Genomic DNA, 25,214 nt, shown 5'->3' on the forward strand with positions numbered 1-25,214 from the left:
TGCTGACGTGTCATTCCAGGCGGTGATGTGAGTTAAGTTAAGTGATAGACTATTTCATCATTTTTTTAGCTGCTATGTACATAGCGTTGACGCTGTGCCATGAAGCAACAGCGGGGGAGTGTAGTCGCAAATGGCGAAAGAGAAAAAACGTGGCTTTTTTTCCTGGCTGGGCTTTGGTCAAAAAGAGCAGGCACCGGAAAACGAGACAGAAGTAAAAAATGAAGAACAACAACCGGTTGCTGAAGAAACTACCGTCGTTGACGAACAGCCGCACGTCGAGGAAACCCGTAGCGAGGCTGAAACGCAAGCCTTTGCAGCTGAAGTCGTTGAAGTAACTGAACAGGTTGCGGAAATCGAAAAACTGCAGCCGGAAGAAGAACCTGTCGCCGAACAAGCGCAGCCGGAGATTGAGCCGGTTGCTGAACCCGTTGCTGAAACTGTAGTGGAAACGCCAGCAGCGGTGGTTATCGAACGCGAAGAATTGCCGCTGCCGGAAGAGGTGAAAACTGAAGAAGTTTCTGCCGAAGAATGGCAGGCCGAAGCGGAAACCGTGGAAATCGTTGAGGCGGCTGAAGAAGAAGCTGAAAACGAACCGCAACTGACCGACGAAGAGCTGGAAGCACAGGCGCTGGCCGCTGAGGCTGCTGAAGAAGCGGTTATGGTGGTGCCGGTAGAAGAACCTGCTGTAGAAGAACCGGTAGAAGAAGAGGTGGTCCAGGAGCAGGAAAAACCAACCAAAGAAGGTTTCTTTGCGCGTCTGAAACGCAGCCTGCTGAAAACAAAAGAAAACCTCGGTTCCGGATTTATCAGTCTGTTCCGTGGTAAAAAAATCGACGATGATCTGTTTGAAGAGCTGGAAGAGCAGCTGCTGATCGCTGATGTGGGTGTAGAAACGACCCGCAAGATCATTGCGAATCTGACGGAAGGCGCCAGCCGTAAGCAGCTTAAAGATGCGGAAGCGCTGTACGGTCTGTTGAAAGAAGAGATGGGCGAGATTCTGGCGAAGGTTGACGAACCGCTGAACGTTGATGGCAAAACACCATTTGTTATCTTAATGGTTGGCGTCAACGGCGTGGGCAAAACCACCACTATTGGTAAGCTGGCGCGTCAGTTTGAGCAGCAGGGTAAATCGGTAATGCTGGCGGCAGGTGATACTTTCCGTGCGGCGGCGGTAGAACAGCTGCAGGTTTGGGGTCAGCGTAACAACATCCCGGTGATTGCTCAGCATACTGGCGCGGATTCCGCGTCCGTTATCTTTGATGCCATCCAGGCGGCGAAGGCGCGTAACGTAGACGTGCTGATCGCTGATACCGCAGGGCGTTTGCAGAATAAATCGCACCTGATGGAAGAATTGAAAAAAATCGTTCGCGTCATGAAGAAGCTGGACGAAGATGCGCCGCATGAAGTTATGCTGACTATCGACGCCAGCACCGGGCAGAATGCGATAAGCCAGGCCAAACTGTTCCATGAAGCGGTGGGCTTAACCGGTATCACCCTGACCAAGCTGGACGGTACGGCGAAGGGCGGGGTTATCTTCTCGGTTGCCGATCAATTTGGCATCCCTATCCGCTATATCGGTGTGGGCGAACGTATCGAGGATTTACGTCCGTTTAAAGCGGACGATTTTATAGAGGCACTTTTTGCCCGAGAGGATTAACAATGATTCGCTTTGAACATGTCAGCAAGGCCTATCTCGGTGGGAGACAAGCGCTGCAGGGAGTGACTTTCCATATGCAGCCTGGCGAGATGGCGTTTCTGACCGGCCACTCCGGCGCGGGGAAAAGTACCCTGCTGAAGCTGATTTGTGGAATTGAACGGCCCAGCGCCGGGAAAATCTACTTTAGCGGGCATGACATCAGCCGTTTGAAAAACCGTGAAGTGCCGTTTCTGCGTCGCCAGATTGGCATGATTTTTCAGGATCACCACCTGTTGATGGACAGAACCGTGTTTGACAATGTGGCAATCCCGCTGATCATCGCGGGTGCCAGCGGGGACGATATTCGTCGTCGCGTGTCAGCGGCGCTGGATAAGGTCGGGCTGTTGGACAAAGCGAAAAACTTCCCGATTCAGCTCTCCGGCGGTGAACAACAACGCGTCGGCATCGCCCGTGCGGTGGTGAACAAACCTGCGGTGCTGCTGGCGGATGAACCAACGGGGAACCTGGATGACGCGCTGTCAGAAGGGATCCTTCGCCTGTTCGAAGAGTTTAACCGCGTCGGGGTCACGGTATTAATGGCCACGCACGATATTGGCCTGATCTCCCGTCGCTCCTATCGCCAAATGGTTCTGAGCGATGGACATCTGCATGGAGGCCTGGCGCATGAATAGACGTGACGCTATTAACCAAATCAAACAGTTCGGTGGCCGACTGGATCGCTTTCGTAAATCGGGCGGTGCGCCGGGTGACGGCGGTCGCAACGCGCCAAAGCGTGCGAAAGCCGCGCCAAAGCCGAATTCGCGTAAAACCAATGTCTTTAACGAGCAGGTACGTTATGCGTTTCAGGGCGCGTTACAGGACCTGAAAAGCAAGCCGCTGGCGACGTTTCTGACGGTGATGGTTATTGCCATCTCCCTGACGCTGCCAAGCGTGTGCTACATGGTTTATAAGAACGTAAACCATGCGGCAAGCCAGTATTATCCGTCTCCGCAGATCACCGTTTACCTGCAAAAAACGCTGGATGATGATGCGGCGGCGCGGGTGGTTGGTCAGTTGCAGGCCGAGCAGGGCGTGGAGAAAGTGAATTATCTTTCCCGTGACGACGCGCTGGGCGAATTCCGTAACTGGTCTGGCTTTGGCGGCGCGCTGGATATGCTGGAAGAGAACCCGCTTCCGGCCGTGGCAGTTGTTATCCCGAAACTGGACTTCCAGGGTACGGAGTCGCTGAACACGCTGCGTGACCGCATCGCACAAATCAACGGTATTGATGAAGTGCGAATGGATGACAGCTGGTTCGCTCGCCTGGCGGCGCTGACGGGCCTTGTTGGACGCGTTTCCGCGATGATTGGCGTGCTGATGGTGGCGGCGGTCTTCCTCGTCATTGGTAACAGCGTGCGTCTGAGTATTTTTGCGCGTCGCGATACCATTAACGTGCAGAAACTGATTGGCGCGACGGATGGATTTATCCTGCGTCCGTTCCTCTACGGCGGTGCACTGCTCGGTTTTTCCGGTGCATTTCTTTCACTGATTTTGTCAGAAATTTTGGTGATGCGTCTGTCGTCAGCGGTAACTGAAGTGGCGCAGGTTTTTGGAACCAAGTTTGATATCAATGGCTTATCATTCGACGAGTGCCTGTTATTGCTGCTGGTGTGCTCAATGATTGGCTGGGTGGCAGCCTGGCTTGCCACGGTTCAACATTTACGCCACTTTACCCCCGATTAAAAAATCTCTGGTATAATCTTTCCCTGCACTGAGTAGTTCGCTCTGCAGGGAAAGAGTCCCTGTGATCTCTTCCCGGCGTATTCATTGTGATGTCACATTTTGTGCGTAATCTATACACATTACGACATGGAACTTGTGGATAAAATCACTGTCTGATAAAAGATTGAATGATATTCTCGTTGCTCATAAGCTCTGGCATGGTTGTTGCTACTGGTTTTTGTTAATTAGTTTTTAGCCAATGCGCCAGATGAAAAGATTGAGAGGATTTGAATGACCAAAGAAATGCAAAATTTAGCTTTAGCCCCTGTTGGTAACCTGGAATCTTACATCCGGGCTGCGAACGCGTGGCCGATGTTGTCGGCTGACGAGGAGCGGGCACTGGCTGAAAAGCTGCATTACCAGGGCGATCTGGAAGCAGCTAAAACGCTGATCCTGTCTCACCTGCGCTTTGTTGTTCATGTTGCTCGTAATTATGCGGGCTATGGCCTGCCGCAGGCGGATCTGATTCAGGAAGGTAATATCGGCCTGATGAAAGCTGTGCGCCGTTTCAACCCGGAAGTGGGTGTGCGCCTGGTTTCCTTCGCCGTGCATTGGATCAAAGCTGAGATCCACGAATACGTTCTGCGTAACTGGCGTATCGTTAAAGTTGCGACCACCAAAGCACAGCGTAAGCTGTTCTTTAACCTGCGTAAAACCAAGCAGCGTCTGGGCTGGTTTAACCAGGACGAAGTTGAAATGGTTGCTCGCGAGCTGGGTGTTTCCAGCAAAGACGTGCGCGAAATGGAATCCCGTATGGCGGCACAGGACATGACGTTTGACATGTCTTCAGACGATGAGTCTGACAGCCAGCCGATGGCCCCGGTGCTGTATCTGCAGGATAAATCTTCTAACTTTGCCGACGGCATTGAAGAAGATAACTGGGAAGATCAGGCCGCGAACAAACTGACCCACGCAATGGAAGGTCTGGACGAGCGTAGCCAGGACATCATTCGTGCCCGTTGGCTGGACGAAGACAACAAGTCGACGTTGCAGGAACTGGCCGATCGCTACGGCGTTTCCGCTGAACGTGTTCGTCAGCTTGAAAAGAACGCCATGAAAAAACTGCGCGCGGCGATCGAAGCGTAATCTTCGCGCATTGCCAATGAACCCTCGAATGTGAATTCGGGGGTTTTGTTTTTTGTAGGCCGGATAAGGCGTTTACGCTGCCATCCGGCAACACCTTTGCCCGATGGCGCTTTGCTTATCGGGCCTACGACCTTTCCTCCCCTCCCCAGATACGAATTTGTTATCTGGATGTAAATTTAGCTATTCCAAAATAATAAAAATCGGGTATGTTTTAGCAGAGTATGCTGCTAAAGCACGGGTGGCTATCCAATAATCGAAATAAAGTGCTGAACAACAACATCACAACACACGTAATAACCACAATAATGGGGATTGTCAGGATGAATATGAAGGGTAAAGCGTTATTGGCAGGATGTATCGCCCTGTCTTTGAGCAATATGGCGTTTGCTAAGGATATTAAAGTTGCCGTCGTCGGCGCGATGTCCGGTCCGGTAGCGCAGTATGGCGATCAGGAATTTACTGGCGCAGAGCAGGCGATTGCAGATATCAACGCCAAAGGCGGCGTGAAAGGCGACAAACTGGTCATGGTGAAATATGACGATGCCTGTGACCCGAAACAAGCGGTAGCGGTAGCTAACAAAGTGGTCAACGACGGGATTAAATATGTTATCGGCCACCTGTGCTCGTCTTCCACTCAGCCTGCGTCAGATATCTATGAAGACGAAGGCATTCTGATGATCACCCCAGCGGCAACGGCGCCGGAGCTGACCGCGCGCGGTTATAACCTGGTGATGCGTACCACCGGTCTGGATTCCGATCAGGGACCAACCGCTGCCAAATATATCGTTGAAAAAGTGAAGCCGAAGCGCATTGCGATCGTTCACGATAAACAACAGTACGGTGAAGGCCTGGCGCGTTCCGTGCAGGACAACCTCAAGAAAGCCAACGCTGACGTGGTGTTCTTCGACGGGATCACCGCCGGTGAAAAAGACTTCTCGACGCTGGTAGCGCGCCTGAAGAAAGAGAATATCGATTTCGTTTACTACGGTGGTTATCACCCGGAAATGGGGCAGATCCTGCGTCAGTCTCGTGCCGCAGGTCTGAAAACCCAGTTTATGGGACCAGAAGGGGTAGCGAACGTGTCGCTGTCTAACATCGCGGGTGAGTCTGCAGAAGGCTTACTGGTAACGAAACCGAAGAACTACGATCAGGTTCCGGCGAACAAACCGATTGTGGACGCGATCAAAGCCAAGAAACAGGATCCGAGCGGTGCATTCGTATGGACCACTTACGCCGCGCTGCAATCCTTGCAGGCCGGTCTGAACCAGTCTGACGACCCGGCTGAAATTGCCAAATACCTGAAAGCAAACTCAGTGGAAACCGTAATGGGGCCGCTGTCATGGGATGCGAAGGGCGATCTGAAAGGCTTTGAATTCGGTGTGTTTGACTGGCATGCAAACGGGACGGCGACCGACGCCAAATAATTTTCCAGGTGCCTTTCGCGCTGCAAATGCGTTGGCTACGTTATTCAACCCCGGTCACTTACTTATGTAAGCTCCCGGGGACTTCATAACTTGCCGCCTTCCTGCAACGTGAAATTCTTGGAAAATTGCGAGGTGGTTTTTTATTTTTTGCTCCCAGCATGTAGGCCGGATAAGCGTCAGCGCCATCCGGCTTTTTTATCTTTTTTCCCAGCCATTCTCCTGGGCTGTAAACCCTAACGCCTGCATAAACGCGGTCATCACGCTGCGGTCTTCAACGCCGACGTCGGCCATCCACCATGAACTCACGTCAGGGTTTTCCCGGATGACTTCTTCGATCAAATACTGTCCGACGCCGCGACGGCGGGTGATATCGCGTACGCGCAATGAATCTAATGCACCTTGCGTGCCGCTCAGGGTTACGCGAACTGCGCCTAACAGACGCTCGTTAAAGCGTGCGGCGTAGATCCGGTGCGTTTCATCTACGCTTAACGATGAGGCGGAATATTCCGGCCAGATTTTTCCCAGATCAATCTGGTCCTGGTCGCTAAAGTTATCTAAACGAACGATGGTCAGCTTCATTAACAGCATGTCCAAATCACAAAAGATGGAATGAGTGTACCGAAATAATTCGGCCGGATGCTTTCTCTTTTTTATGTGAATAACCAGATTAATAATTTTGTAACAACGGTAATGACAGTTTGAAACCGTAGAGATTGAAAAACAGGCAGAATAATACCCTGGAATGCAGCATTTTATTCGGCTCTTTGTACCGTTATTTTATGCTGACAAACGTGCTTTTTTTTGTTTATCTATAGTGAAAAGCAGAATATTATCTTTTCTTAATCGACTGAAAAATAGAGATTTTAGCCTGATTTTGCTTAAAAAACTGCGCTAAACCATTAATGAGACTGGTAAAAATCGTGCAGTTCAAAAAAAGCACAGACTGCTTTTTAACCATATAAATACAAAATATTAATTACGTCACGAATGGGGATTCAGGTAATGAAACGGAATGCGAAAACAATCATCGCAGGGGTGATAGCACTGGCAATGTCACACGCGGTCATGGCGGAAGATATCAAGGTCGCTGTTGTCGGCGCGATGTCAGGTCCGGTCGCGCAGTGGGGCGATATGGAATTTAATGGCGCACGTCAGGCCATTAAAGATATCAATGCCAAAGGCGGGGTCAAAGGCGACAAACTGGTTGCTGTGGAATATGACGACGCCTGCGATCCGAAACAGGCCGTTGCGGTAGCGAACAAAATCGTCAATGACGGCATTCAGTACGTTATTGGACATCTGTGCTCATCTTCCACGCAGCCCGCATCAGATATCTATGAAGATGAAGGCATTCTGATGATTTCTCCGGGTGCCACAAACCCGGAACTGACCCAGCGCGGTTACGCTCACATTATGCGTACAGCGGGCCTGGACTCCTCTCAGGGGCCGACCGCCGCGAAATACATTCTGGAGAAGGTGAAGCCACAGCGTATCGCCATCATTCACGATAAACAGCAATACGGTGAAGGCCTGGCGCGTTCGGTGCAGGACAGCCTGAAAGCGGGCAAAGCCAACATCGTTTTCTTTGACGGTATCACCGCCGGGGAAAAAGATTTTTCTGCGCTGATCGCCCGCCTGAAAAAAGAAAATATCGACTTTGTTTATTACGGCGGCTACTACCCGGAAATGGGGCAAATGTTGCGTCAGGCGCGTTCCGTCGGGCTGAAAACCCAGTTTATGGGACCTGAGGGCGTCGGCAATGCGTCGCTGTCTAACATCGCCGGTGATGCTGCTGAAGGCATGCTGGTAACCATGCCAAAACGCTATGACCAGGATCCGGCGAATAAGGCTATCGTCGATGCGCTCAAAGCTGACAAGAAAGATCCAACCGGACCATACGTGTGGATCACTTATGCAGCCGTCCAGTCATTGGCGACAGCAATGGATCGCAGCGGTAGCAAAGAGCCGCTGGACCTGGTGAAAGATCTGAAAGCACACGGGGCTGATACCGTGATTGGGCCGCTGAAATGGGACGAAAAAGGCGATTTGAAGGGATTTGAGTTTGGTGTCTTCCAGTGGCATGCAGACGGTTCTTCGACCGTCGCGAAGTAATACCTGAAGACGAGTTATCCCACCGCCCGTGCAAAACGGGCGGGTTTAAAAAGGTTACCTTATGTCCGAGCAGTTCCTCTATTTCTTGCAGCAGATGTTTAACGGCGTCACGCTGGGAAGCACCTACGCGCTGATCGCCATCGGTTACACGATGGTGTACGGCATTATCGGCATGATCAACTTCGCCCACGGCGAGGTGTATATGATCGGCAGCTATGTCTCCTTTATGATCATCGCAGCGCTAATGATGATGGGTATCGATTCCAGCTGGCTACTGGTCGCGGCGGGCTTCGTCGGCGCGATTGTGATTGCCAGCGCCTACGGCTGGAGCATTGAACGCGTGGCGTATCGGCCCGTGCGCAGCTCCAAGCGCCTGATCGCGCTGATTTCCGCTATCGGGATGTCCATCTTCCTGCAAAACTACGTCAGCCTGACGGAAGGTTCGCGCGACGTGGCGCTGCCCAGCCTGTTTAATGGCCAGTGGACTGTCGGCAGTAGCGATAACTTCTCTGCTTCCATCACCACCATGCAGTTGGTTATCTGGATCGTAACCTTCCTGGCAATGCTGGCGCTGACGCTGTTTATCCGTTACTCCCGTATGGGCCGCGCCTGCCGTGCCTGTGCCGAAGACCTGAAGATGGCCAGCCTGCTCGGCATTAACACCGATCGCGTGATTGCGCTGACCTTTGTGATTGGTGCGGCAATGGCGGCGGTTGCGGGCGTGCTGCTCGGTCAGTTCTATGGCGTAATTAACCCATACATCGGCTTTATGGCCGGGATGAAGGCCTTTACCGCGGCGGTACTGGGCGGCATCGGCAGCATTCCAGGGGCGATGATCGGCGGCCTGATTCTGGGCGTTGCGGAAGCGCTCTCCTCTGCTTATCTGAGTACTGAATACAAAGACGTTGTTTCATTCGCGCTGCTGATTCTGGTGCTGCTGGTGATGCCGACCGGTATTCTGGGTCGCCCGGAGGTAGAGAAAGTATGAAACCGATGCATTTTGCAATGGCGCTGCTCTCTGCCGCTATGTTCTTCGTCCTGGCGGGCGTTTTTATGGGCGTTCAGTTAGAGCTGGACGGTACCAAGCTGGTAGTCGATACCGCCGCAGATATCCGCTGGCAGTGGGTGTTTATCGGCACTGGCGTGGTCTTTCTTTTCCAACTGCTGCGTCCAGCCTTCCAGAAAGGCCTGAAGAGCGTCTCCGGACCGAAATTTATTCTGCCGGCGATTGACGGCTCCACCGTTAAACAGAAGCTGTTCCTGGTGGCGCTGCTGGTAATTGCCGTGGCGTGGCCGTTTATGGTGTCACGCGGTACGGTGGATATCGCCACGCTGACGATGATTTATATCATCCTCGGCCTCGGCTTAAACGTGGTGGTAGGACTTTCGGGCCTGCTGGTGCTGGGCTACGGCGGCTTCTATGCCATCGGCGCTTACACCTTCGCGCTGCTGAACCACTATTACGGACTCGGCTTCTGGACTTGTCTGCCGCTGGCGGGACTGGTTTCCGCTGCTGCGGGCTTCCTGCTCGGCTTCCCGGTACTGCGCCTGCGCGGTGATTATCTGGCGATTGTGACCTTAGGCTTCGGCGAAATCGTCCGCATCCTGCTGCTCAACAACACCGAAGTAACCGGCGGTCCAAACGGTATTAGCCAGATCCCGAAACCGACCTTTTTCGGTCTGGAGTTCAGCCGTACCGCCCGTGAAGGCGGCTGGGATACCTTCAGCAACTTCTTTAACGTCAAGTACGATCCGTCTGACCGCGTCATTTTCCTCTATCTGGTGGCGCTGCTGCTGGTGGTCTTCTCGCTGTTTGTTATTAACCGTTTGCTGCGTATGCCGCTGGGTCGTGCGTGGGAAGCGCTGCGTGAAGATGAAATTGCCTGTCGCTCGCTGGGCTTAAACCCTACGCGCATCAAGCTGACAGCCTTTACCATCAGCGCCGCGTTTGCCGGTTTTGCCGGTACGCTGTTTGCCGCGCGCCAGGGCTTCGTCAGCCCGGAATCCTTCACCTTTGCCGAGTCGGCCTTTGTGCTGGCGATTGTGGTACTGGGCGGAATGGGCTCACAGTTTGCGGTGATCCTCGCAGCTATCCTGCTGGTGGTGTCACGCGAGCTGATGCGTGATTTCAACGAATACAGCATGTTAATGCTGGGTGGTTTAATGGTACTGATGATGATCTGGCGTCCGCAGGGCTTGTTGCCGATGACCCGTCCACAGTTGAAGCTGAAAAACGGGGAAGCAAAAGGAGAGCAGGCATGAGTCAGCCATTATTATCCGTTAACGGCCTGATGATGCGCTTCGGCGGTCTGCTGGCGGTAAACAACGTTGAACTGGAACTGCGACCGCAGGAGATTGTCTCGTTAATCGGCCCGAACGGTGCGGGGAAAACCACGGTCTTTAACTGTCTGACCGGTTTTTATAAGCCGACCGGCGGGACGATTAAGCTGCGCGACCAGCACCTGGAAGGGCTGCCGGGTCAGCAAATCGCGCGTATGGGCGTGGTACGTACTTTCCAGCACGTGCGTCTGTTTCGCGAAATGACGGTGATTGAAAACCTGCTGGTGGCGCAACATCAGCAACTGAAAACCGGCGTCTTCTCCGGCCTGTTGAAAACCCCGTCGTTCCGTCGCGCGCAGAGTGAAGCGTTGGATCGCGCTGCTACCTGGCTGGAGCGTATTGGCTTGCTGGAGCATGCCAACCGTCAGGCCAGTAACCTGGCCTATGGCGATCAGCGCCGTCTGGAAATTGCCCGCTGCATGGTGACCCAGCCGGAAATCCTGATGCTCGACGAACCCGCTGCTGGACTCAACCCGAAAGAGACCAAAGAGCTGGACGAGCTGATTGCTGAACTGCGTAACCATCACAACACCACCATTTTGTTGATTGAGCACGACATGAAGCTGGTGATGGGGATTTCTGACCGTATTTACGTGGTGAACCAGGGCACGCCGCTGGCGAATGGGACGCCGGAACAGATTCGTAATAACCCGGATGTTATCCGCGCCTATTTAGGTGAAGCATAATGGGGGCGAGTATTACTATGGATAAGGCGATGTTATCGTTCGACAAAGTCAACGCCCACTACGGCAAGATACAGGCGCTGCACGACGTCAGCTTGTATATCAACCAGGGTGAAATCGTTACTCTGATTGGTGCTAACGGCGCGGGAAAAACCACGCTGCTCGGCACATTGTGTGGCGACCCGCGAGCGACCAGCGGGCGAATCGTCTTTGATGGTAAAGACATTACCGACTGGCAGACGGCGAAAATCATGCGCGAAGCGGTAGCGATTGTGCCGGAAGGGCGTCGCGTGTTTTCCCGCATGACGGTGGAAGAGAACCTGGCGATGGGCGGCTTCTTTGCCGAAAAGGACCAGTTTCAGGAACGCATCAAATGGGTGTATGACCTGTTTCCCCGTCTGCATGAGCGTCGTATTCAGCGTGCGGGAACGATGTCAGGCGGTGAACAGCAGATGCTGGCGATAGGCCGTGCGCTGATGAGCCAGCCGAGGCTGCTGCTGCTTGATGAACCGTCGCTGGGTCTGGCGCCGATTATCATCCAGCAGATTTTTAACACCATCGAACAGCTGCGCGAGCAGGGGATGACCATCTTCCTCGTCGAACAGAACGCTAACCAGGCGCTGAAGCTCGCCGATCGCGGCTACGTGCTGGAAAACGGTCATGTGGTGCTGGAAGACACCGGTGATGCGTTACTGGCTAACGAAGCGGTGCGTAGCGCGTATCTGGGCGGTTAATCATTCTCTGAATAGACAAGGGGCCCGCTGTGGCCCCTTTTTATTGCTCTATGTTATTATTGAGAATAGTTATCAATAATAAAAATGAACATGGAGAAAGGATGATTCGTTCAGGTACCTGCATGATGATTGGCAGTTTGTTTTTGACGCTTTCACTAACCACCCAGGCCTCAACACCGCCAGCGTTTGACCCGCGCGATCCCGCTATCTGGGAAGAGAAACTGGACAACCCGTTAGCGCAATCCGACTCGCCCTGCGAAGTGTTTACCAGCTCGGTATGCCCAGGCTGGGATGATGATAAATCGGATATCCAACGTGAACGTGAGCGGCGAGAGCAGCAGCGTTTACAGAATGAATATGAGCGACGCTGGCGTCGGGATTAATCTTCCTTGCTGGAGCAGCCGATCACGCCATCCAGGCCGGAGAAGGTATAGCGATATCCGGCTTTGTTGTGCACCACCCCGCATTTTCCTGTCACTACGCTTTCACCGCCTTGCCATCTGTTTGTCGCCTTACTATCTTTTTTTTGTAATAAAAAAGTTATTTTTCTGTCATTCGAGCATGTCATGTTACCCCCGCGAGCATAAAACGCGTGATATCGCGCATCCGGCACAACAAGAGAGATAACCGATGATATCGTTACGACATACAGCTTTAGGACTGGCACTTAGCCTGGCATTTGCAGGTCAGGCACTGGCGGTCACCACTATCCCGTTCTGGCACTCAATGGAAGGCGAACTGGGTAAAGAAGTTGATTCACTGGCGCAACGTTTTAATGCAGCCAATCCCGACTACAAAATTGTTCCGCAGTACAAAGGCAACTACGAGCAGAGCCTGAGTGCAGGAATTGCTGCTTTCCGTACCGGAAACGCGCCTGCGCTGCTGCAGGTTTATGAAGTGGGTACGGCAACCATGATGGCCTCAAAAGCCATTAAACCGGTCTATGAAGTATTCAAAGAGGCTGGCATTAACTTCGATGAGTCTCAGTTCGTACCGACCGTTTCCGGTTACTACACCGACTCTAAAAGCGGACACTTGCTCTCCCAGCCGTTTAACAGCTCCACTCCGGTGCTGTACTACAACAAAGATGCCTTCAAAAAAGCCGGTTTAGACCCGGAGCAGCCGCCGAAAACCTGGCAGGATCTGGCGGAATATACCGCGAAGCTGAAAGCCGCAGGTATGAAGTGCGGTTACGCCAGCGGCTGGCAGGGATGGATTCAGATTGAAAACTTCAGCGCCTGGAACGGTCTGCCGGTAGCAACCAAAAACAATGGCTTTGACGGTACCGACGCGGTGCTGGAGTTCAATAAACCGGAACAGGTGAAACACATCGCTCTGCTGGAAGAGTTGAACAAAAAAGGGGATTTCAGCTACTTCGGGCGTAAGGACGAATCCACTGAGAAGTTCTACAACGGGGATTGTGCCATTACCACCGCCTCTTCCGGTTCGCTGGCCGACATCCGCCACTACGCTAAATTCAATTATGGCGTCGGGATGATGCCGTACGATGCCGATGTGAAGGGCGCGCCGCAGAATGCGATTATCGGTGGGGCCAGCCTGTGGGTGATGCAGGGTAAAGACAAAGCAACCTACGAAGGCGTGGCGCAGTTCCTCAACTTCCTGGCGAAGCCTGAAATTGCTGCCGAATGGCACCAGAAGACCGGCTATCTGCCGATCACCACCGCTGCCTACGACCTGACCCGTGAGCAGGGCTTCTATGAGAAGAACCCTGGGGCTGATATTGCCACCCGCCAGATGCTGAACAAGCCGCCGTTGCCGTTCACCAAAGGGCTGCGTTTGGGCAATATGCCGCAGATCCGCACTATTGTGGATGAAGAGTTGGAAAGCGTCTGGACCGGGAAGAAAACCCCGCAGCAGGCACTGGATGCCGCCGTTGAGCGTGGCAATCAGTTACTGCGCCGCTTTGAGCAATCGACCAAGTCTTAAGTGTATAAGTGCCTGATGGCGCTGCGCTTATCAGGCCTACAAGTTCGTAGTTTGTAGGCCGGATAAGGTGCTTGCACCGCCATCCGGCACCTTCCAGGAAAAGAACCTACATGTCTTCATCCCGTCCGGTATTCCGCTCGCGTTGGCTTCCCTATTTGTTGGTGGCTCCGCAGCTGGTTATCACCGTTATTTTCTTTATCTGGCCCGCCGGTGAAGCGCTGTGGTACTCGCTACAATCCGTTGATCCGTTTGGTCTTTCTAGCCAGTTTGTCGGACTGGAAAACTTTGTCGCGCTGTTTCATGACCCGTACTACCTCGACTCATTCTGGACCACCATTAAGTTCAGTACGTTAGTCACGGTAAGTGGTCTGCTGGTGTCGTTATTTTTTGCGGCGCTGGTGAATTACGTGGTGCGCGGCAGCCGTTTTTACCAGACGCTGATGCTGTTGCCATACGCCGTCGCGCCTGCCGTCGCCGCCGTATTGTGGATCTTCCTGTTTAACCCAGGACGTGGGCTGATTACCCATTTTCTCGGTGAGTTTGGCTATGACTGGAACCATGCGCAAAACAGCGGTCAGGCGATGTTCCTGGTGGTGTTTGCATCGGTCTGGAAGCAGATTAGTTACAACTTCCTGTTCTTCTTTGCCGCACTGCAGTCTATCCCGCGATCGCTGATCGAAGCTGCTGCGATTGATGGCGCAGGGCCGGTTCGCCGCTTCTTTAAGCTGGCGCTGCCGTTGATAGCCCCGGTCAGCTTCTTTCTGCTGGTGGTGAATCTGGTTTATGCCTTCTTTGATACCTTCCCGGTTATTGATGCCGCCACGGCGGGTGGGCCGGTGCAGGCGACGACCACGCTGATTTATAAGATCTACCGTGAAGGGTTTGTCGGGTTGGATCTGGCTTCTTCCGCCGCACAATCGGTGGTGCTGATGTTCCTGGTCATTATTTTGACGGTGGTGCAGTTCCGCTATGTGGAAAGTAAGGTGCGTTACCAATGATTGAGAACCGTCGTGGGCTGACAATATTCAGCCATGCCATGTTGATTATGGGGATCATGGTGATCCTGTTTCCGCTGTACGTCGCGTTTGTCGCGGCGACGCTGGACAACAAAGCGGTGTTTGAAACGCCGATGACGCTGGTTCCCGGCACGCAGTTGCTGGAGAACATGAAATACATCTGGGTCAACGGTGTGGGCGTCAACAGCGCGCCGTTCTGGTTGATGATGCTTAACAGCTTCATCATGGCGTTCAGTATTACGGTAGGGAAAATCACCGTCTCCATGCTCTCCGCATTCGCCATCGTCTGGTTCCGTTTTCCGCTGCGCAACCTGTTCTTCTGGATGATTTTTATCACCCTGATGCTGCCGGTTGAGGTGCGAATCTTCCCCACAGTGGAGGTTATCGCCAACCTGAAAATGCTCGACAGCTATGCGGGTCTGACGCTGCCGTTGATGGCATCGGCTACTGCGACCTTCCTGTTCCGACAGTTCTTTATGACCCTGCCGGATGAGCTGGTTGAGGCGGCGCGAATTGACGGTGCGTCACCGATGCGTTTTTTCCGCGATATCGTACTACCACTGTCAAAAACCAATCTGGCGGCGCTGTTCGTTATCACCTTTATCTACGGCTGGAACCAGTATTTGTGGCCGTTGTTAATTATTACCGACGTCAATTTGGGCACTGCGGTGGCGGGTATCAAAGGCATGATCGCCACCGGTGAAGGCACCACGCAGTGGAACCAGGTAATGGCTGCCATGCTGCTGACGCTTATCCCTCCGGTAATCATCGTGTTAGCCATGCAGCGCGCCTTCGTACGCGGTCTGGTCGATAGTGAGAAATAAAAATGGCTGGTTTAAAACTACAGGCAGTAACCAAAAGCTGGGACGGCAAAACCCAGGTGATTAAACCGCTGACGCTGGACGTCGCGGACGGGGAATTTATCGTGATGGTTGGCCCATCCGGCTGCGGAAAGTCTACGCTGCTGCGGATGGTGGCTGGGCTGGAGCGGGTGAGCGGTGGCGATATCTGGATTGATAATAAACGCGTCACCGAGATGGAGCCGAAGGATCGCGGCATTGCGATGGTCTTTCAAAACTACGCGCTCTACCCGCATATGAGCGTGGAAGAAAACATGGCCTGGGGGCTGAAAATCCGCGGGATGGGCAAGGAGCACATTGCTGAGCGGGTAAATGAGGCAGCGCGTATTCTCGAACTGGGTGAGCTGCTCAAGCGCCGTCCGCGCGAACTTTCTGGCGGTCAGCGCCAGCGCGTAGCGATGGGGCGAGCTATTGTGCGCGACCCAGCGGTATTCCTGTTCGATGAGCCGCTTTCTAACCTCGATGCCAAGCTGCGTGTGCAGATGCGTCTGGAGTTACAACATCTGCATCGCCGCCTGAAAACCACTTCGCTATACGTGACGCACGACCAGGTTGAAGCGATGACCCTCGCCCAACGGGTGATGGTGATGAACAAAGGCATTGCCGAGCAGATAGGTACACCGGTTGAGGTGTATGAAAAGCCTGCCAGCCGCTTTGTGGCGAGTTTTATCGGCAGCCCGGCGATGAACCTGCTGGACGGGTGCATCAGTACCTCGGGCACCCATTTTGAACTGGAGGGCGGCATGACGCTACCCATCGGCAGAAGCGCGAGAGAGTCTATTGGGCGTAACATGACATTGGGTATCCGCCCGGAGCATATTGCGCTAAGCTCGCAGGCCGAAGGCGGCGTGCCGTTGGTTGTTGATACACTGGAAATGCTGGGCGCAGATAACCTGGCACACGGACGCTGGGGCGAGCAAAAGCTGGTGGTGCGACTGGCGCATCAGCATCGCCCAACGGCAGGCAGCACGCTGTGGCTGCATCTGCCGGAAAATCATCTGCATCTTTTTGATGGCGAAACAGGACAACGCGTATGAGTAACTGGCCTTACCCCCATATTGTCGCCCATCGTGGCGGCGGTAAGCTGGCCCCGGAAAACACCCTGGCGGCGATCGACGTGGGGGCGCGATACGGGCATACCATGATCGAGTTTGACGCTAAATTGTCGAAAGACGGTGAGATCTTCTTACTGCATGATGACAACCTGGAGCGAACCAGCAACGGCTGGGGCGTGGCAGGCGAGCTGAACTGGCAGGATTTATTGCGCGTGGACGCCGGCGGCTGGTTTAGCGGTGAGTTTAAAGGTGAACCGCTGCCGCTGCTCTCGCAAGTGGCCGAGCGCTGCCGTCAGCACGGTATGATGGCGAATATTGAAATTAAACCCACAACCGGCACCGGAACGTTAACTGGCAAAGTCGTGGCGCTGGCCGCGCGGGAGCTGTGGGCGGGAATGACGCCGCCACTATTGTCATCCTTTGAAATTGATGCACTTGAAGCGGCGCAGCTGGCGGTACCTGAACTGCCGAGAGGCTTGCTGCTTGATGAATGGCGCGAGGACTGGCGCGAGCTGACCACGCGGCTTGGCTGCGTCTCTATTCATCTTAATCACAAACTGCTGGATGAAGCGCGTGTGGATGCGCTGCGCGATGCGGGGCTACGTATTCTGGTATATACCGTCAACCGACCCCAGCGCGCGGCGGAACTGCTGCGCTGGGGCGTGGACTGCATCTGTACCGATGCCATTGATACGATTGGTCCGGATTTCCAACCTTTTTAAGGCCCAATCGTTTTTAACGGAACGTTAGGCTGCGGCGTGCTGGAGGGCTTCAGCATGTCGCCGTTCTTTTTCTCTGACAGCATATGTTGCTTATTCAGAGAGCTGTCCGGGTTACGGGTTCCACTCAACATCCCACCGTTGCTGTTGGGCAGCATTTGCTGCTGGCTGGGATTCAACTCGCCTGGCTGAGACTGAAGGACCCGCTGGGAGTTGGTGTTAATTTGGTTTTCCAGATGCTGTTGCTGCATACGCGTCTGCGTTTGCAACTGTTGGTTGAGCATCCCTTTCTGCTGAATTTGCTGCGTTTGCATTTGGGTTTGCATACGCTGCTGACTCGGGATCTGATAACCGGGTTGGTTCGGGTTATTCATGGTGTTGATGGGCTGTGCAAAGCCTGCAAACGGCAACAGCATGGCTAAAAGTAAGAGTCGTTTCATCGCTTTTCTCCTCTCGGGGATCTCTTAAGTTTACTCCTTTCTCGCCGTTACGATGATTATTTCAGAGTTATGCACCAGGCTTAGTGGGGGCAGACCCCCATACATCTGGAGAATAACGATGATAAAACCGACGTTTTTACGCCGGGTAGCCATTGCTGCTCTGCTCTCAGGAAGTTGTTTTAGCGTTGCTGCCGCGCCGGCTGCGCCACCGCCGGTATCTTACGGAGTCGAGGAAGATGTGTTCCATCCCGTACGTGCTAAGCATGGGATGGTGGCCTCTGTGGATGCTTTAGCTACCCAGGTTGGTGTGGACATTCTTAAACAGGGTGGGAATGCCGTCGATGCCGCCGTGGCCGTTGGCTATGCGCTGGCGGTGACGCATCCCCAGGCGGGCAATCTGGGCGGCGGTGGTTTTATGCTACTGCGTACCAAAGACGGTAACACCACAGCGATCGATTTTCGTGAAATGGCGCCTGCTGGCGCGACCCGTGACATGTTCCTCGATGAGCAGGGCAACGCCGATGCGAAAAAGTCGCTGACGTCGCATCTGGCATCCGGTACGCCGGGTACCGTGGCGGGTTTCTCGCTGGCGCTGGAGAAATACGGCACGATGCCGCTGAACAAAGTGGTGCGCCCGGCGATGAAGCTGGCGGAAGAGGGCTTTGTGGTTAATGACGCGCTGGCCGACGATCTGAAAACCTATGGCAGCGAAGTGCTCCCTAATCACGAGAACAGCAAAGCCATTTTCTGGAAGGACGGCGAGCCGCTGAAAAAGGGCGACAAGCTGGTGCAAAAGAATCTGGCGAAAAGCCTGGAAATGATTGCCGAGAATGGCCCGGATGCGTTTTATAAAGGGGCGATTGCCGATCAGATAGCCGGGGAAATGCAGAAGAACGGCGGGCTGATGACCAAAGAGGATTTAGCCAGCTATAAAGCTGTGGAGCGCACGCCGATCGGCGGTGACTATCGCGGATATCAGGTCTTCTCCATGCCGCCGCCGTCCTCTGGCGGTATTCACATCGTGCAGATCCTCAATATTCTCGAAAACTTCGATATGAAGAAGTACGGATTTGGCAGCGCCGATGCTATGCAGGTTATGGCTGAAGCGGAGAAATATGCTTACGCCGATCGTTCAGAATATCTGGGCGACCCGGATTTTGTGAAAGTGCCGTGGCAAGCGCTGACCAACAAAGCCTATGCTAAAACGCTTGCCGATCAGATTGATATCAACAAGGCTAAGCCTTCCAGCCAGATCAAACCTGGCAAGCTCGCCCCGTATGAAAGCAACCAGACTACGCACTTCTCGGTCGTGGATAAAGACGGCAATGCCGTGGCGGTAACGTATACCCTGAATACCACCTTCGGGACCGGCATCGTGGCGGGTAACACCGGTATTCTGCTGAATAACGAAATGGACGACTTCTCCGCTAAGCCGGGCGTGCCGAACGTTTATGGACTGGTGGGCGGTGATGCCAACGCGGTTGGACCGAAGAAGCGTCCGCTGTCGTCGATGTCGCCGACTATCGTGGTAAAAGACGGGAAAACCTGGCTGGTGACCGGCAGCCCAGGTGGAAGCCGAATCATCACTACCGTACTGCAAATGGTGGTCAACAGCATTGATTTTGGGATGAACGTCGCCGAAGCGACCAACGCACCGCGCTTCCATCATCAATGGTTGCCGGATGAACTGCGCATCGAGAAGGGCTTCAGCCCGGATACAATCAAGCTGCTGGAGCAAAAAGGACAGAAAGTAGCGCTGAAAGAGGCGATGGGCAGCACGCAGAGCATTATGGTTGGACCGGATGGCGCACTGTATGGTGCTTCTGACCCGCGTTCCGTGGATGATTTAACGGCGGGATACTAAGGATGACGGCCCTCTTCGATGGGAGAGGGCTTGTCGGTTCAACAGCATTATTCTTCACGTGGTTATGGTTCGTTATTGTCAGCATCTGTATTCTTTATTAGCCTGTACCCTTTTTCAGATACGCGATAGTAAGGCATGGACTTATGCCCGCTGTCCTCGATATTTACCAATCCCTCGCTAGCCAATTTATTCACAATATTAACGACATTACTGAATCCCGGGATTCTTTTCATAGATAGCGTGCGATCCAGATTCATCCAGTTCCAGTTAATATCTTTTTCAGCCATAACTTTCAGGACGTTAAGCTCTGTTTCAGTTATCATAGTTAAGTGCATCCTGGTGGTATAAGTCATCAACCGTTCCCTTGAGTCTGTAATCTTCCAGCGTGGCTGTATGGGCGTGATTCCATAGATTATATCCTGCATCCCCCTCAGGTTGCCCAAACTCCCATCCCAGATTACAGTAGCGCTGATATTCTCGACATTCATGAGTATAGTAATTCAGATCGACCTGTTCTGGAGGCATTTTCCCTTTCTCAATGTCTTTCAACCTGCCGATCATTACATCATTTGCAGGATCATGGATGAACCTGGAAATATGTTTCTCAACTGTAGCGATACCTTTACTGTTTATGATGACACCATCAGTTGTTAGGTTTTCTATGGGACCTCCGGCAAGCTCAGAATCGAATGTTCGTCCTGATGCTGTTCCCCTGGCCCCAAACTGCTCCAGTTTTTCTAATTCAGGAAATTTCATCCTTCCCATAGTTAAGCCTGCAGCTACTGAAGCACCAAGGATCAGCAATCCTTTGTTATCCATAACCTGCTCGTAACCCGCAGGAGCATCGCCCCCCAACTTTTCGGCCGTTTCCCTGAAGCCGTCGATATTCCCGTTGTAGATCCCTCCGGCGGCAAGCAGTCTGCCAACTCCTTTGCTGTTTAACGTTTTGAGGCCGTTGTCTGCGGGGGTTTTTGGGCTGGGGATAAACAGGCGGTTATAGTTTTCGGGCAACGCCAGGTAGCTGAACTCAGTGTTGGCAATAAGATGTTTGCAGAGGATATATTCATAGCTGATGGTTATTGTTTCTGTATCTAAATTATTGTCGCTGAATTGGTGTTGAATGGCTGATAGAAATGCTCCCCGCAGTTGAATATAATAATATTTCTCCCATCTACCGAACCTATTGATGCGGTAGAAATAAAACTCCATATACAACTGCTCGTTGTTGTTAATAGCGTTTACAAACAATGGGGTGCTTTTATCTATCAGTTTGCAAAATTGCAGTCCGTGAAAATGTGAACCTCTGCCAGTACTGGTTATACTATTAGAGAGCGAAAAAGCAAAAATCTCGTCTTCGTGCCCTGATTGCCAGCGGTTACCCACAGATGCAACGGTTCCACATCCGTCAGAAATAGCACCCTGCTGTTGTCCTGAAACCATCAGATAGACGATATCACTCATGACATCCTTATCCTTTTATTACGTGTTGTCGTAAAAATGGTAATTTTTATCTTTGCTTTTTATTACGCTTTCTAATGTCGTTAGTATATAGAAGAAATAAAACGTTTCACTTTAAGTGAATTTTATTGAGGGAAACCTGAATATAAATAACTTATAGAATGAGTTATTATCTATTATATAACGGTCAGTTATGTGATTGAGTGGGTTGATGTCAATATGGCAAAATCTTCCAACACCGATTAAATTCGGCAAGTCTGTGCCATATGAAATTTCCTAGTGGGGTAAAGCATGGGGGCTATGTAGAATAAACTTGCTTTGGTTCTGCTCTCCACTAGTCTGGCTACGTTACTTCCCATCCATGTTCAGACTGGTTTTTGAGGAAATTAAAACCATATTCGGAAACCCTGTAACGCTGTCTCGATTTGTCCTCATTATTGACAATATCAACTAATCCATTATTAACAAGATTGGTTACGATATTCGCAACATTACCAAATCCAGAAACGCCTCTCGTATAAAGAGCACTATCCAAAGCTATCCAGTTCCAGTCAATATCTTTTTCAGCCATAACTTTCAGTACGTTAAGCTCTGTTTCAGTTATCATAGTTAATCGCATCCGAGTAAGCTTAGCTTCGTGTTTTTTTGCTTTCTTCGTAGTCTTTTAAATATTTCTCCAGCGGCCAGGCAGTGCCTAAATCAAAGATTTCACCACTATCTTTATCGATGATGAATGGAGCGTTTCCTGCCAGACGGGCAACGTTGTCTCCGGTTTCAAGGTATTCCCTGGACTCGAAGCAAAAAAAACAACCTTCTGCAAACCTTCCATGGAGTGTGATAACGACAGGAGCATCCTCATCGTAAAGATATTTATTGGCTTTGTTTATGGCTTCTTCGTAAGAGATCATTAGCATTCCCCTTATAGCGCATAACTTTATTATTTTGCTTTATACTTTTTCGCTCAAGCCCAACATACTCAACAAAACCATCCCCAGAATAAATATTCATTCTTATTCTGAGGATGTCTACTGTATCTTTTGCAAGTTTTTTAGGTATGAACAACACAAAAAATCTATCGTCACCATCAATAATTACTCCTGAGGCCAATTGTGATAATATTTCGTCTGGTAATATATAACCACCTAATGTTTTCTTGCTTATTTTTTTTCATTTTGTTCTAAAGCATTTAAAGGTATTTTTCTCATTATACGCCCTTGTTTTTATTAGCGAACAGTATCTAATATTTTATTTAAAAATTCAGTATAGGATTTAAATGTTCCAAATACATTGTCAGTGCCGATGTTGTCTCTAATTTCAAAAAGACAGGATTTAGTATCATAGGTGAATAACGAAATACTATCATCACCAATGACTAATCGTTCTGCAAGATCAGGGTTTATATAGTCATCATTATTTCTATAAAATTCGTTCACTAGAAATAAGTTATTAACTAAAGGTTCTGGTATTGAAAGACTGAAAATTCTTAATCCGTTATACTCAAACCCATCCATTGTTTCTAAGAATGTTAAATAATCAGGTTGATTAGAGCATAATATGCAGACTTCATCACATAATTGTTTGAGTATCGGTGATGTTTCAGTTTTAGAGTTTCTTTTTGTGATGCTTTCAATAAATGAACTTTTTATGGCATCTTCTATAGGGTAAGCAAAGCTATCCATCATGATTTTTAATTCAACAAGGAGGTCTTCAATTTTCATTTTTTCTGTAATCCTAAAATATTACTTAAGTGGGTAAATTGAACCTGAAGGGATTGCCCAGAGTATTGTTTTGCTTTCTCCAGGTAACATTTTTCTTGTTGCATTGGATTGCATATTGATAAATATTTTGTGATAGGGTTCGTTCTTTGTTAGTACTAAATTATCAAAGTTATTTGTTCCTCCATCATCTAATGGTAATTTATGGTGAATACTATAGTTATGAGGCACATTCCCGTTACGCATTCTTAATAAATCTTCCGAATTAAATCTATTTGCGTAAATAGTTTTTTTGCAAGGTCAATTATGAACTTTTTCCTTATAGTACTATCGAATTCCTTTCGTAGTGCTGCTGCTTCAATTGGGTTTCTTCGGGTGTAATTTATTTCTTTTATGATTACGCCAGAAAGTAATTTGGGTTCGCCTCTTAGTTTTCCAAGATAGATGGTAATCTCATGATAATAACCAAAACTAGAACGTCTGGCTAACAAAATTGAACTTGCAGCAAGTAACGCACCTGTAGTTTTTTCATTCAGGACTTGATCATATCCTTTAATCGCATCGCCCCCCAACTTTTTCGCCGTTTCCCTAAAACCGTCGATATTGCCGTTGTAGATACCTCCAGCGGCAAGCAGTCTGCCAACCCCTTTGCTGTTTAACGTTTTGAGGCCGTTGTCTGCGGGGGTTTTTGGTCGGGGGATAAACAGGCGGTTGTAGTTTTCGGGCAACGCCAGGTAGCTGAACTCAGTGTTGGCAATAAGATGTTTGCAGAGGATATATTCATAGTTGATGGTTATTGTTTCTGTGTCTAAATTATTCTCGATGAATTGGTGTTGAATGGCTGATAGAAATACTCCCCGCAGTTGAATATAATATTATTTTTCCCATCTACCGAACCTATTGATGCGGTAGAAATAAAATTCCATATACAACTGCTCGTTGTTGTTAATAGCATTTACAAACAATGGGGTGCTTTTATCTATCAGTTTGCAAAATTGCAGTCCGTGAAAATGTGAACCTCTGCCAGTACTGGTTATACTATTAGAGAGCGAAAAGGCAAAAATTTCGTCTTCGTGCCCTTTTTGCCAGCGGTTATCCACGGATGCAATGGTTCCGCATCCGTCAGAAATAGCACCCTGCTGCTGCCCTGAAACCATCAGATAGACGATATCACTCATGACATCCATATCCTTTTATTACTTACTGTCATAAAAACGATAAATTGATTTTTGTTTTTATTACGCTTTCTGATGGCGTTCGTATATAGCAGAAATAAAACGTTTCACTTTAAGTGAATTTTATTGAGGGGAATCTGAATATAAATAATGTATGAGATAAGAATTTATACATTCAATAATTTGGAGTTATTAATGGAGGGTTTGCTGATGTTAATTGACCCGTATCAATGGCCTACAGCGTTCTGAACGATGTAGGCCTGACCGGTAGGTTATGGCGCATATCGCTGCAGTGATTCGGACCAGCGGAATATTTGGCTGCTTTTATCCTGTAGGCTAACGCGCTCTAAGTCATAAAATCCGTGCGTCTTTGCCGAGCGCATTTTGAGAATGTACTTACTTTCGCTGATGTCGTGCTGCCTTGTGCCGTCTTTATTCCAGTCTCCGGCGATGTCCGAATAGTAATAAACAAGGTCAGAAAACACGTTGATTATCTTGCTGTCTTTGATGGTGTAGAGTTCCAGCACTTCATAAAATGCGCCGCCGCCGGAATACGCATCAGAGTATCCACCCCGCACCCCGAATGCCAGGGTATCGGGTGCTATCCGGTACGGTGCCAGATCCAGCTTTGTATAATAAGCCAGCGGTCTGACGGACTCATCATCGCTCTCTTTTTCAGCGGCTTTATTCCACTCTGAGAGCTGGTTTAACGGTTTTTCCGAGCGTGCAATCGGCGTTAGCTGTGGATTCTGCCAGGAAAAAACGCCGAGATATAATTTATTAGCGCGCCCGTTGCTGTAGTTTTCCGGGCAGGTGTTATCCGCGTATTTTTTTGCTTGCTCGGCGTCAGCCTTATTATCGGCAAAACAAGCAATGCCAATATATTTACCGTCTTTTCCCCAAGATTTAGCACCGGTCAGGATCAGGTTGTCAGGATCTTCATTCGGTGCAACCCAGGCAATCCACTGCTTTTCAGATAAGCCCTGAGGAAGCTCACCAAATCCTTTCGCAGGGGTTGCTCCTGCCATTTGCTCAGCAAAAATCTGTTTACCTTCAGGATGTTGGATGGCACTGGCTACGGAATCGAGATTTTGTACGGTAGTGGCAAAAGCAGGGGAGAGCGAGGCCAGCAAAACCAGAGGAAGAAACTTTTTCACTATTGCGTCCT

At 50.7% G+C, this 25,214-nt stretch carries 25 protein-coding genes and 2 pseudogenes; 17 read left to right on the forward strand and 10 right to left on the reverse strand.

All coding sequences use genetic code 11. The features are described from left to right. Window positions 1-130: 130 nt before the first annotated feature. The 5 genes from ftsY to OGY08_RS11170 all read left to right on the forward strand — a co-directional run bounded on the left by ftsY (window position 131) and on the right by OGY08_RS11170 (window position 5,928). The gene (gene ftsY / locus OGY08_RS11150) at window positions 131-1,657 is read left to right on the forward strand and encodes a signal recognition particle-docking protein FtsY (protein WP_008786366.1); all 1,527 of its coding nucleotides are present in this window, start codon (window positions 131-133) and stop codon (window positions 1,655-1,657) included. Window positions 1,658-1,659: 2 nt separating this feature from the next. After that, window positions 1,660-2,328, forward strand: a complete 669-nt coding sequence (gene ftsE, locus OGY08_RS11155) for a cell division ATP-binding protein FtsE (protein WP_003023420.1) — start codon at window positions 1,660-1,662, stop codon at window positions 2,326-2,328. Beyond that, window positions 2,321-3,379: a permease-like cell division protein FtsX gene (gene ftsX, locus OGY08_RS11160; protein WP_003837835.1), complete on the forward strand. Its 1,059-nt coding sequence runs from the start codon at window positions 2,321-2,323 to the stop codon at window positions 3,377-3,379. Before ftsE ends, ftsX begins: the two co-directional genes overlap by 8 nt. 270 nt (window positions 3,380-3,649) lie before the next feature. After that, window positions 3,650-4,504 carry an RNA polymerase sigma factor RpoH gene (rpoH, locus tag OGY08_RS11165; protein ID WP_003023425.1) on the forward strand — a complete coding sequence of 285 codons (855 nt, stop codon included), beginning with the start codon at window positions 3,650-3,652 and terminating at the stop codon, window positions 4,502-4,504. A gap of 320 nt (window positions 4,505-4,824) precedes the next feature. Beyond that, window positions 4,825-5,928 carry a branched-chain amino acid ABC transporter substrate-binding protein gene (locus OGY08_RS11170; protein ID WP_139157946.1) on the forward strand — a complete coding sequence of 368 codons (1,104 nt, stop codon included), beginning with the start codon at window positions 4,825-4,827 and terminating at the stop codon, window positions 5,926-5,928. An 83-nt stretch (window positions 5,929-6,011) separates the two neighbouring features. On the opposite strand, the pseudogene OGY08_RS25295 reads toward OGY08_RS11170, so the two are convergent. Together OGY08_RS25295 and panM are read right to left on the reverse strand one after the other, a co-directional pair. Beyond that, window positions 6,012-6,139, reverse strand: a pseudogene (locus tag OGY08_RS25295) (hypothetical protein). Beyond that, entirely contained in the window at window positions 6,124-6,507 is a 384-nt protein-coding gene (panM, locus tag OGY08_RS11175) for an aspartate 1-decarboxylase autocleavage activator PanM (RefSeq protein WP_125362793.1), read from the reverse strand. Before panM ends, OGY08_RS25295 begins: the two are co-directional and overlap by 16 nt. Window positions 6,508-6,930: 423 nt before the next feature. Between panM and livK the strand changes: the two genes are divergently transcribed. The 11 genes from livK (at window position 6,931) to ugpQ (ending at window position 17,397) form a co-directional block, all read left to right on the forward strand. Continuing rightward, window positions 6,931-8,040 carry a high-affinity branched-chain amino acid ABC transporter substrate-binding protein LivK gene (livK, locus tag OGY08_RS11180; RefSeq protein ID WP_003023433.1) on the forward strand — a complete coding sequence of 370 codons (1,110 nt, stop codon included), beginning with the start codon at window positions 6,931-6,933 and terminating at the stop codon, window positions 8,038-8,040. A 61-nt stretch (window positions 8,041-8,101) separates the two neighbouring features. Continuing rightward, a complete protein-coding gene (gene livH / locus OGY08_RS11185) occupies window positions 8,102-9,028 on the forward strand; it encodes a high-affinity branched-chain amino acid ABC transporter permease LivH (RefSeq protein ID WP_003827575.1) in 927 nt (308 codons plus the stop codon). After that, window positions 9,025-10,302 carry a branched chain amino acid ABC transporter permease LivM gene (livM, locus tag OGY08_RS11190; RefSeq protein WP_048215381.1) on the forward strand — a complete coding sequence of 426 codons (1,278 nt, stop codon included), beginning with the start codon at window positions 9,025-9,027 and terminating at the stop codon, window positions 10,300-10,302. Before livH ends, livM begins: the two co-directional genes overlap by 4 nt. Beyond that, window positions 10,299-11,066, forward strand: coding sequence for a high-affinity branched-chain amino acid ABC transporter ATP-binding protein LivG (gene livG, locus OGY08_RS11195; RefSeq protein ID WP_003023438.1), 768 nt, complete (start codon window positions 10,299-10,301; stop codon window positions 11,064-11,066). Before livM ends, livG begins: the two co-directional genes overlap by 4 nt. A 17-nt stretch (window positions 11,067-11,083) precedes the next feature. Then, window positions 11,084-11,797 (forward strand): high-affinity branched-chain amino acid ABC transporter ATP-binding protein LivF, encoded by a 714-nt coding sequence (gene livF, locus OGY08_RS11200; protein ID WP_003827581.1) that lies wholly within the window; start codon window positions 11,084-11,086, stop codon window positions 11,795-11,797. Window positions 11,798-11,898: 101 nt separating this feature from the next. Further along, window positions 11,899-12,180 carry a hypothetical protein gene (locus tag OGY08_RS11205; protein WP_286565885.1) on the forward strand — a complete coding sequence of 94 codons (282 nt, stop codon included), beginning with the start codon at window positions 11,899-11,901 and terminating at the stop codon, window positions 12,178-12,180. A 247-nt stretch (window positions 12,181-12,427) separates the two neighbouring features. Further along, a complete protein-coding gene (gene ugpB, locus OGY08_RS11210) occupies window positions 12,428-13,744 on the forward strand; it encodes a sn-glycerol-3-phosphate ABC transporter substrate-binding protein UgpB (RefSeq protein ID WP_003827583.1) in 1,317 nt (438 codons plus the stop codon). Between the two features lie 110 nt (window positions 13,745-13,854). Beyond that, window positions 13,855-14,742: a sn-glycerol-3-phosphate ABC transporter permease UgpA gene (gene ugpA, locus OGY08_RS11215; RefSeq protein ID WP_003837841.1), complete on the forward strand. Its 888-nt coding sequence runs from the start codon at window positions 13,855-13,857 to the stop codon at window positions 14,740-14,742. Further along, window positions 14,739-15,584, forward strand: a complete 846-nt coding sequence (gene ugpE, locus OGY08_RS11220) for a sn-glycerol-3-phosphate ABC transporter permease UgpE (protein ID WP_003023450.1) — start codon at window positions 14,739-14,741, stop codon at window positions 15,582-15,584. Before ugpA ends, ugpE begins: the two co-directional genes overlap by 4 nt. A gap of 2 nt (window positions 15,585-15,586) precedes the next feature. After that, window positions 15,587-16,657: a sn-glycerol-3-phosphate import ATP-binding protein UgpC gene (locus OGY08_RS11225; protein WP_125362795.1), complete on the forward strand. Its 1,071-nt coding sequence runs from the start codon at window positions 15,587-15,589 to the stop codon at window positions 16,655-16,657. Then, the gene (gene ugpQ / locus OGY08_RS11230) at window positions 16,654-17,397 is read left to right on the forward strand and encodes a glycerophosphodiester phosphodiesterase (RefSeq protein ID WP_057067171.1); all 744 of its coding nucleotides are present in this window, start codon (window positions 16,654-16,656) and stop codon (window positions 17,395-17,397) included. Before OGY08_RS11225 ends, ugpQ begins: the two co-directional genes overlap by 4 nt. On the opposite strand, the gene OGY08_RS11235 is transcribed toward ugpQ, so the two are convergent. After that, window positions 17,394-17,834, reverse strand: coding sequence for a DUF2756 family protein (locus tag OGY08_RS11235; protein ID WP_048215386.1), 441 nt, complete (start codon window positions 17,832-17,834; stop codon window positions 17,394-17,396). The two genes, ugpQ and OGY08_RS11235, sit on opposite strands and share 4 nt — an antisense overlap. Window positions 17,835-17,952: 118 nt before the next feature. Between OGY08_RS11235 and ggt the strand changes: the two genes are divergently transcribed. Continuing rightward, window positions 17,953-19,698 carry a gamma-glutamyltransferase gene (gene ggt, locus OGY08_RS11240; protein ID WP_032945242.1) on the forward strand — a complete coding sequence of 582 codons (1,746 nt, stop codon included), beginning with the start codon at window positions 17,953-17,955 and terminating at the stop codon, window positions 19,696-19,698. A gap of 62 nt (window positions 19,699-19,760) precedes the next feature. Here ggt and OGY08_RS11245 read toward each other — a convergent pair whose 3' ends face one another. The 7 genes and pseudogenes from OGY08_RS11245 to OGY08_RS11275 all read right to left on the reverse strand — a co-directional run bounded on the left by OGY08_RS11245 (window position 19,761) and on the right by OGY08_RS11275 (window position 25,203). Then, window positions 19,761-20,021 (reverse strand): hypothetical protein, encoded by a 261-nt coding sequence (locus OGY08_RS11245; RefSeq protein ID WP_008786356.1) that lies wholly within the window; start codon window positions 20,019-20,021, stop codon window positions 19,761-19,763. Further along, window positions 20,011-21,159: a type VI secretion system tube protein TssD gene (tssD, locus tag OGY08_RS11250; protein WP_219013507.1), complete on the reverse strand. Its 1,149-nt coding sequence runs from the start codon at window positions 21,157-21,159 to the stop codon at window positions 20,011-20,013. The genes OGY08_RS11245 and tssD (OGY08_RS11250) overlap by 11 nt, the downstream gene beginning before the upstream one ends. A gap of 340 nt (window positions 21,160-21,499) precedes the next feature. Next, window positions 21,500-21,763: a MarR family transcriptional regulator gene (locus tag OGY08_RS11255; protein WP_185757610.1), complete on the reverse strand. Its 264-nt coding sequence runs from the start codon at window positions 21,761-21,763 to the stop codon at window positions 21,500-21,502. A gap of 22 nt (window positions 21,764-21,785) precedes the next feature. Next, window positions 21,786-22,064 carry a YrhB domain-containing protein gene (locus OGY08_RS11260; RefSeq protein ID WP_125362797.1) on the reverse strand — a complete coding sequence of 93 codons (279 nt, stop codon included), beginning with the start codon at window positions 22,062-22,064 and terminating at the stop codon, window positions 21,786-21,788. Between the two features lie 315 nt (window positions 22,065-22,379). Next, window positions 22,380-22,874, reverse strand: coding sequence for a YrhA family protein (locus OGY08_RS11265; RefSeq protein WP_125362798.1), 495 nt, complete (start codon window positions 22,872-22,874; stop codon window positions 22,380-22,382). 21 nt (window positions 22,875-22,895) lie between these two features. Next, window positions 22,896-24,049: pseudogene (gene tssD / locus OGY08_RS11270) on the reverse strand (type VI secretion system tube protein TssD). 269 nt (window positions 24,050-24,318) lie between these two features. Then, window positions 24,319-25,203 carry a hypothetical protein gene (locus OGY08_RS11275; RefSeq protein WP_048236954.1) on the reverse strand — a complete coding sequence of 295 codons (885 nt, stop codon included), beginning with the start codon at window positions 25,201-25,203 and terminating at the stop codon, window positions 24,319-24,321. Between the last annotated feature and the right edge of the window lie 11 nt (window positions 25,204-25,214).

The sequence above is a fragment of the Citrobacter sp. Cpo069 genome (genome assembly GCF_030332785.1).
In the GTDB taxonomy this organism is placed as follows: Bacteria; Pseudomonadota; Gammaproteobacteria; order Enterobacterales; family Enterobacteriaceae; genus Citrobacter; species Citrobacter portucalensis.

What these genes read in the sequence shown, in the direction of transcription:
- OGY08_RS11205 (WP_286565885.1), top strand. Translation starts at nt 11,899, where the DNA reads ATGATTCGTTCAGGTACCTGCATGATGATTGGCAGTTTGTTTTTGACG.
- panM (WP_125362793.1), bottom strand. Translation starts at nt 6,507, where the DNA reads ATGAAGCTGACCATCGTTCGTTTAGATAACTTTAGCGACCAGGACCAG.
- OGY08_RS11265 (WP_125362798.1), bottom strand. Translation starts at nt 22,874, where the DNA reads ATGAAAATTGAAGACCTCCTTGTTGAATTAAAAATCATGATGGATAGC.
- OGY08_RS11260 (WP_125362797.1), bottom strand. Translation starts at nt 22,064, where the DNA reads ATGATCTCTTACGAAGAAGCCATAAACAAAGCCAATAAATATCTTTAC.
- ugpB (WP_003827583.1), top strand. Translation starts at nt 12,428, where the DNA reads ATGATATCGTTACGACATACAGCTTTAGGACTGGCACTTAGCCTGGCA.
- ugpE (WP_003023450.1), top strand. Translation starts at nt 14,739, where the DNA reads ATGATTGAGAACCGTCGTGGGCTGACAATATTCAGCCATGCCATGTTG.
- rpoH (WP_003023425.1), top strand. Translation starts at nt 3,650, where the DNA reads ATGACCAAAGAAATGCAAAATTTAGCTTTAGCCCCTGTTGGTAACCTG.
- ugpQ (WP_057067171.1), top strand. Translation starts at nt 16,654, where the DNA reads ATGAGTAACTGGCCTTACCCCCATATTGTCGCCCATCGTGGCGGCGGT.
- tssD (WP_219013507.1), bottom strand. Translation starts at nt 21,159, where the DNA reads ATGAGTGATATCGTCTATCTGATGGTTTCAGGACAACAGCAGGGTGCT.
- ftsE (WP_003023420.1), top strand. Translation starts at nt 1,660, where the DNA reads ATGATTCGCTTTGAACATGTCAGCAAGGCCTATCTCGGTGGGAGACAA.
- livF (WP_003827581.1), top strand. Translation starts at nt 11,084, where the DNA reads ATGGATAAGGCGATGTTATCGTTCGACAAAGTCAACGCCCACTACGGC.
- ggt (WP_032945242.1), top strand. Translation starts at nt 17,953, where the DNA reads ATGATAAAACCGACGTTTTTACGCCGGGTAGCCATTGCTGCTCTGCTC.
- ftsX (WP_003837835.1), top strand. Translation starts at nt 2,321, where the DNA reads ATGAATAGACGTGACGCTATTAACCAAATCAAACAGTTCGGTGGCCGA.
- livH (WP_003827575.1), top strand. Translation starts at nt 8,102, where the DNA reads ATGTCCGAGCAGTTCCTCTATTTCTTGCAGCAGATGTTTAACGGCGTC.
- ugpA (WP_003837841.1), top strand. Translation starts at nt 13,855, where the DNA reads ATGTCTTCATCCCGTCCGGTATTCCGCTCGCGTTGGCTTCCCTATTTG.
- livG (WP_003023438.1), top strand. Translation starts at nt 10,299, where the DNA reads ATGAGTCAGCCATTATTATCCGTTAACGGCCTGATGATGCGCTTCGGC.
- livM (WP_048215381.1), top strand. Translation starts at nt 9,025, where the DNA reads ATGAAACCGATGCATTTTGCAATGGCGCTGCTCTCTGCCGCTATGTTC.
- OGY08_RS11255 (WP_185757610.1), bottom strand. Translation starts at nt 21,763, where the DNA reads ATGATAACTGAAACAGAGCTTAACGTACTGAAAGTTATGGCTGAAAAA.
- OGY08_RS11170 (WP_139157946.1), top strand. Translation starts at nt 4,825, where the DNA reads ATGAATATGAAGGGTAAAGCGTTATTGGCAGGATGTATCGCCCTGTCT.
- OGY08_RS11225 (WP_125362795.1), top strand. Translation starts at nt 15,587, where the DNA reads ATGGCTGGTTTAAAACTACAGGCAGTAACCAAAAGCTGGGACGGCAAA.
- livK (WP_003023433.1), top strand. Translation starts at nt 6,931, where the DNA reads ATGAAACGGAATGCGAAAACAATCATCGCAGGGGTGATAGCACTGGCA.
- OGY08_RS11245 (WP_008786356.1), bottom strand. Translation starts at nt 20,021, where the DNA reads ATGATAACTGAAACAGAGCTTAACGTCCTGAAAGTTATGGCTGAAAAA.
- ftsY (WP_008786366.1), top strand. Translation starts at nt 131, where the DNA reads ATGGCGAAAGAGAAAAAACGTGGCTTTTTTTCCTGGCTGGGCTTTGGT.
- OGY08_RS11235 (WP_048215386.1), bottom strand. Translation starts at nt 17,834, where the DNA reads ATGAAACGACTCTTACTTTTAGCCATGCTGTTGCCGTTTGCAGGCTTT.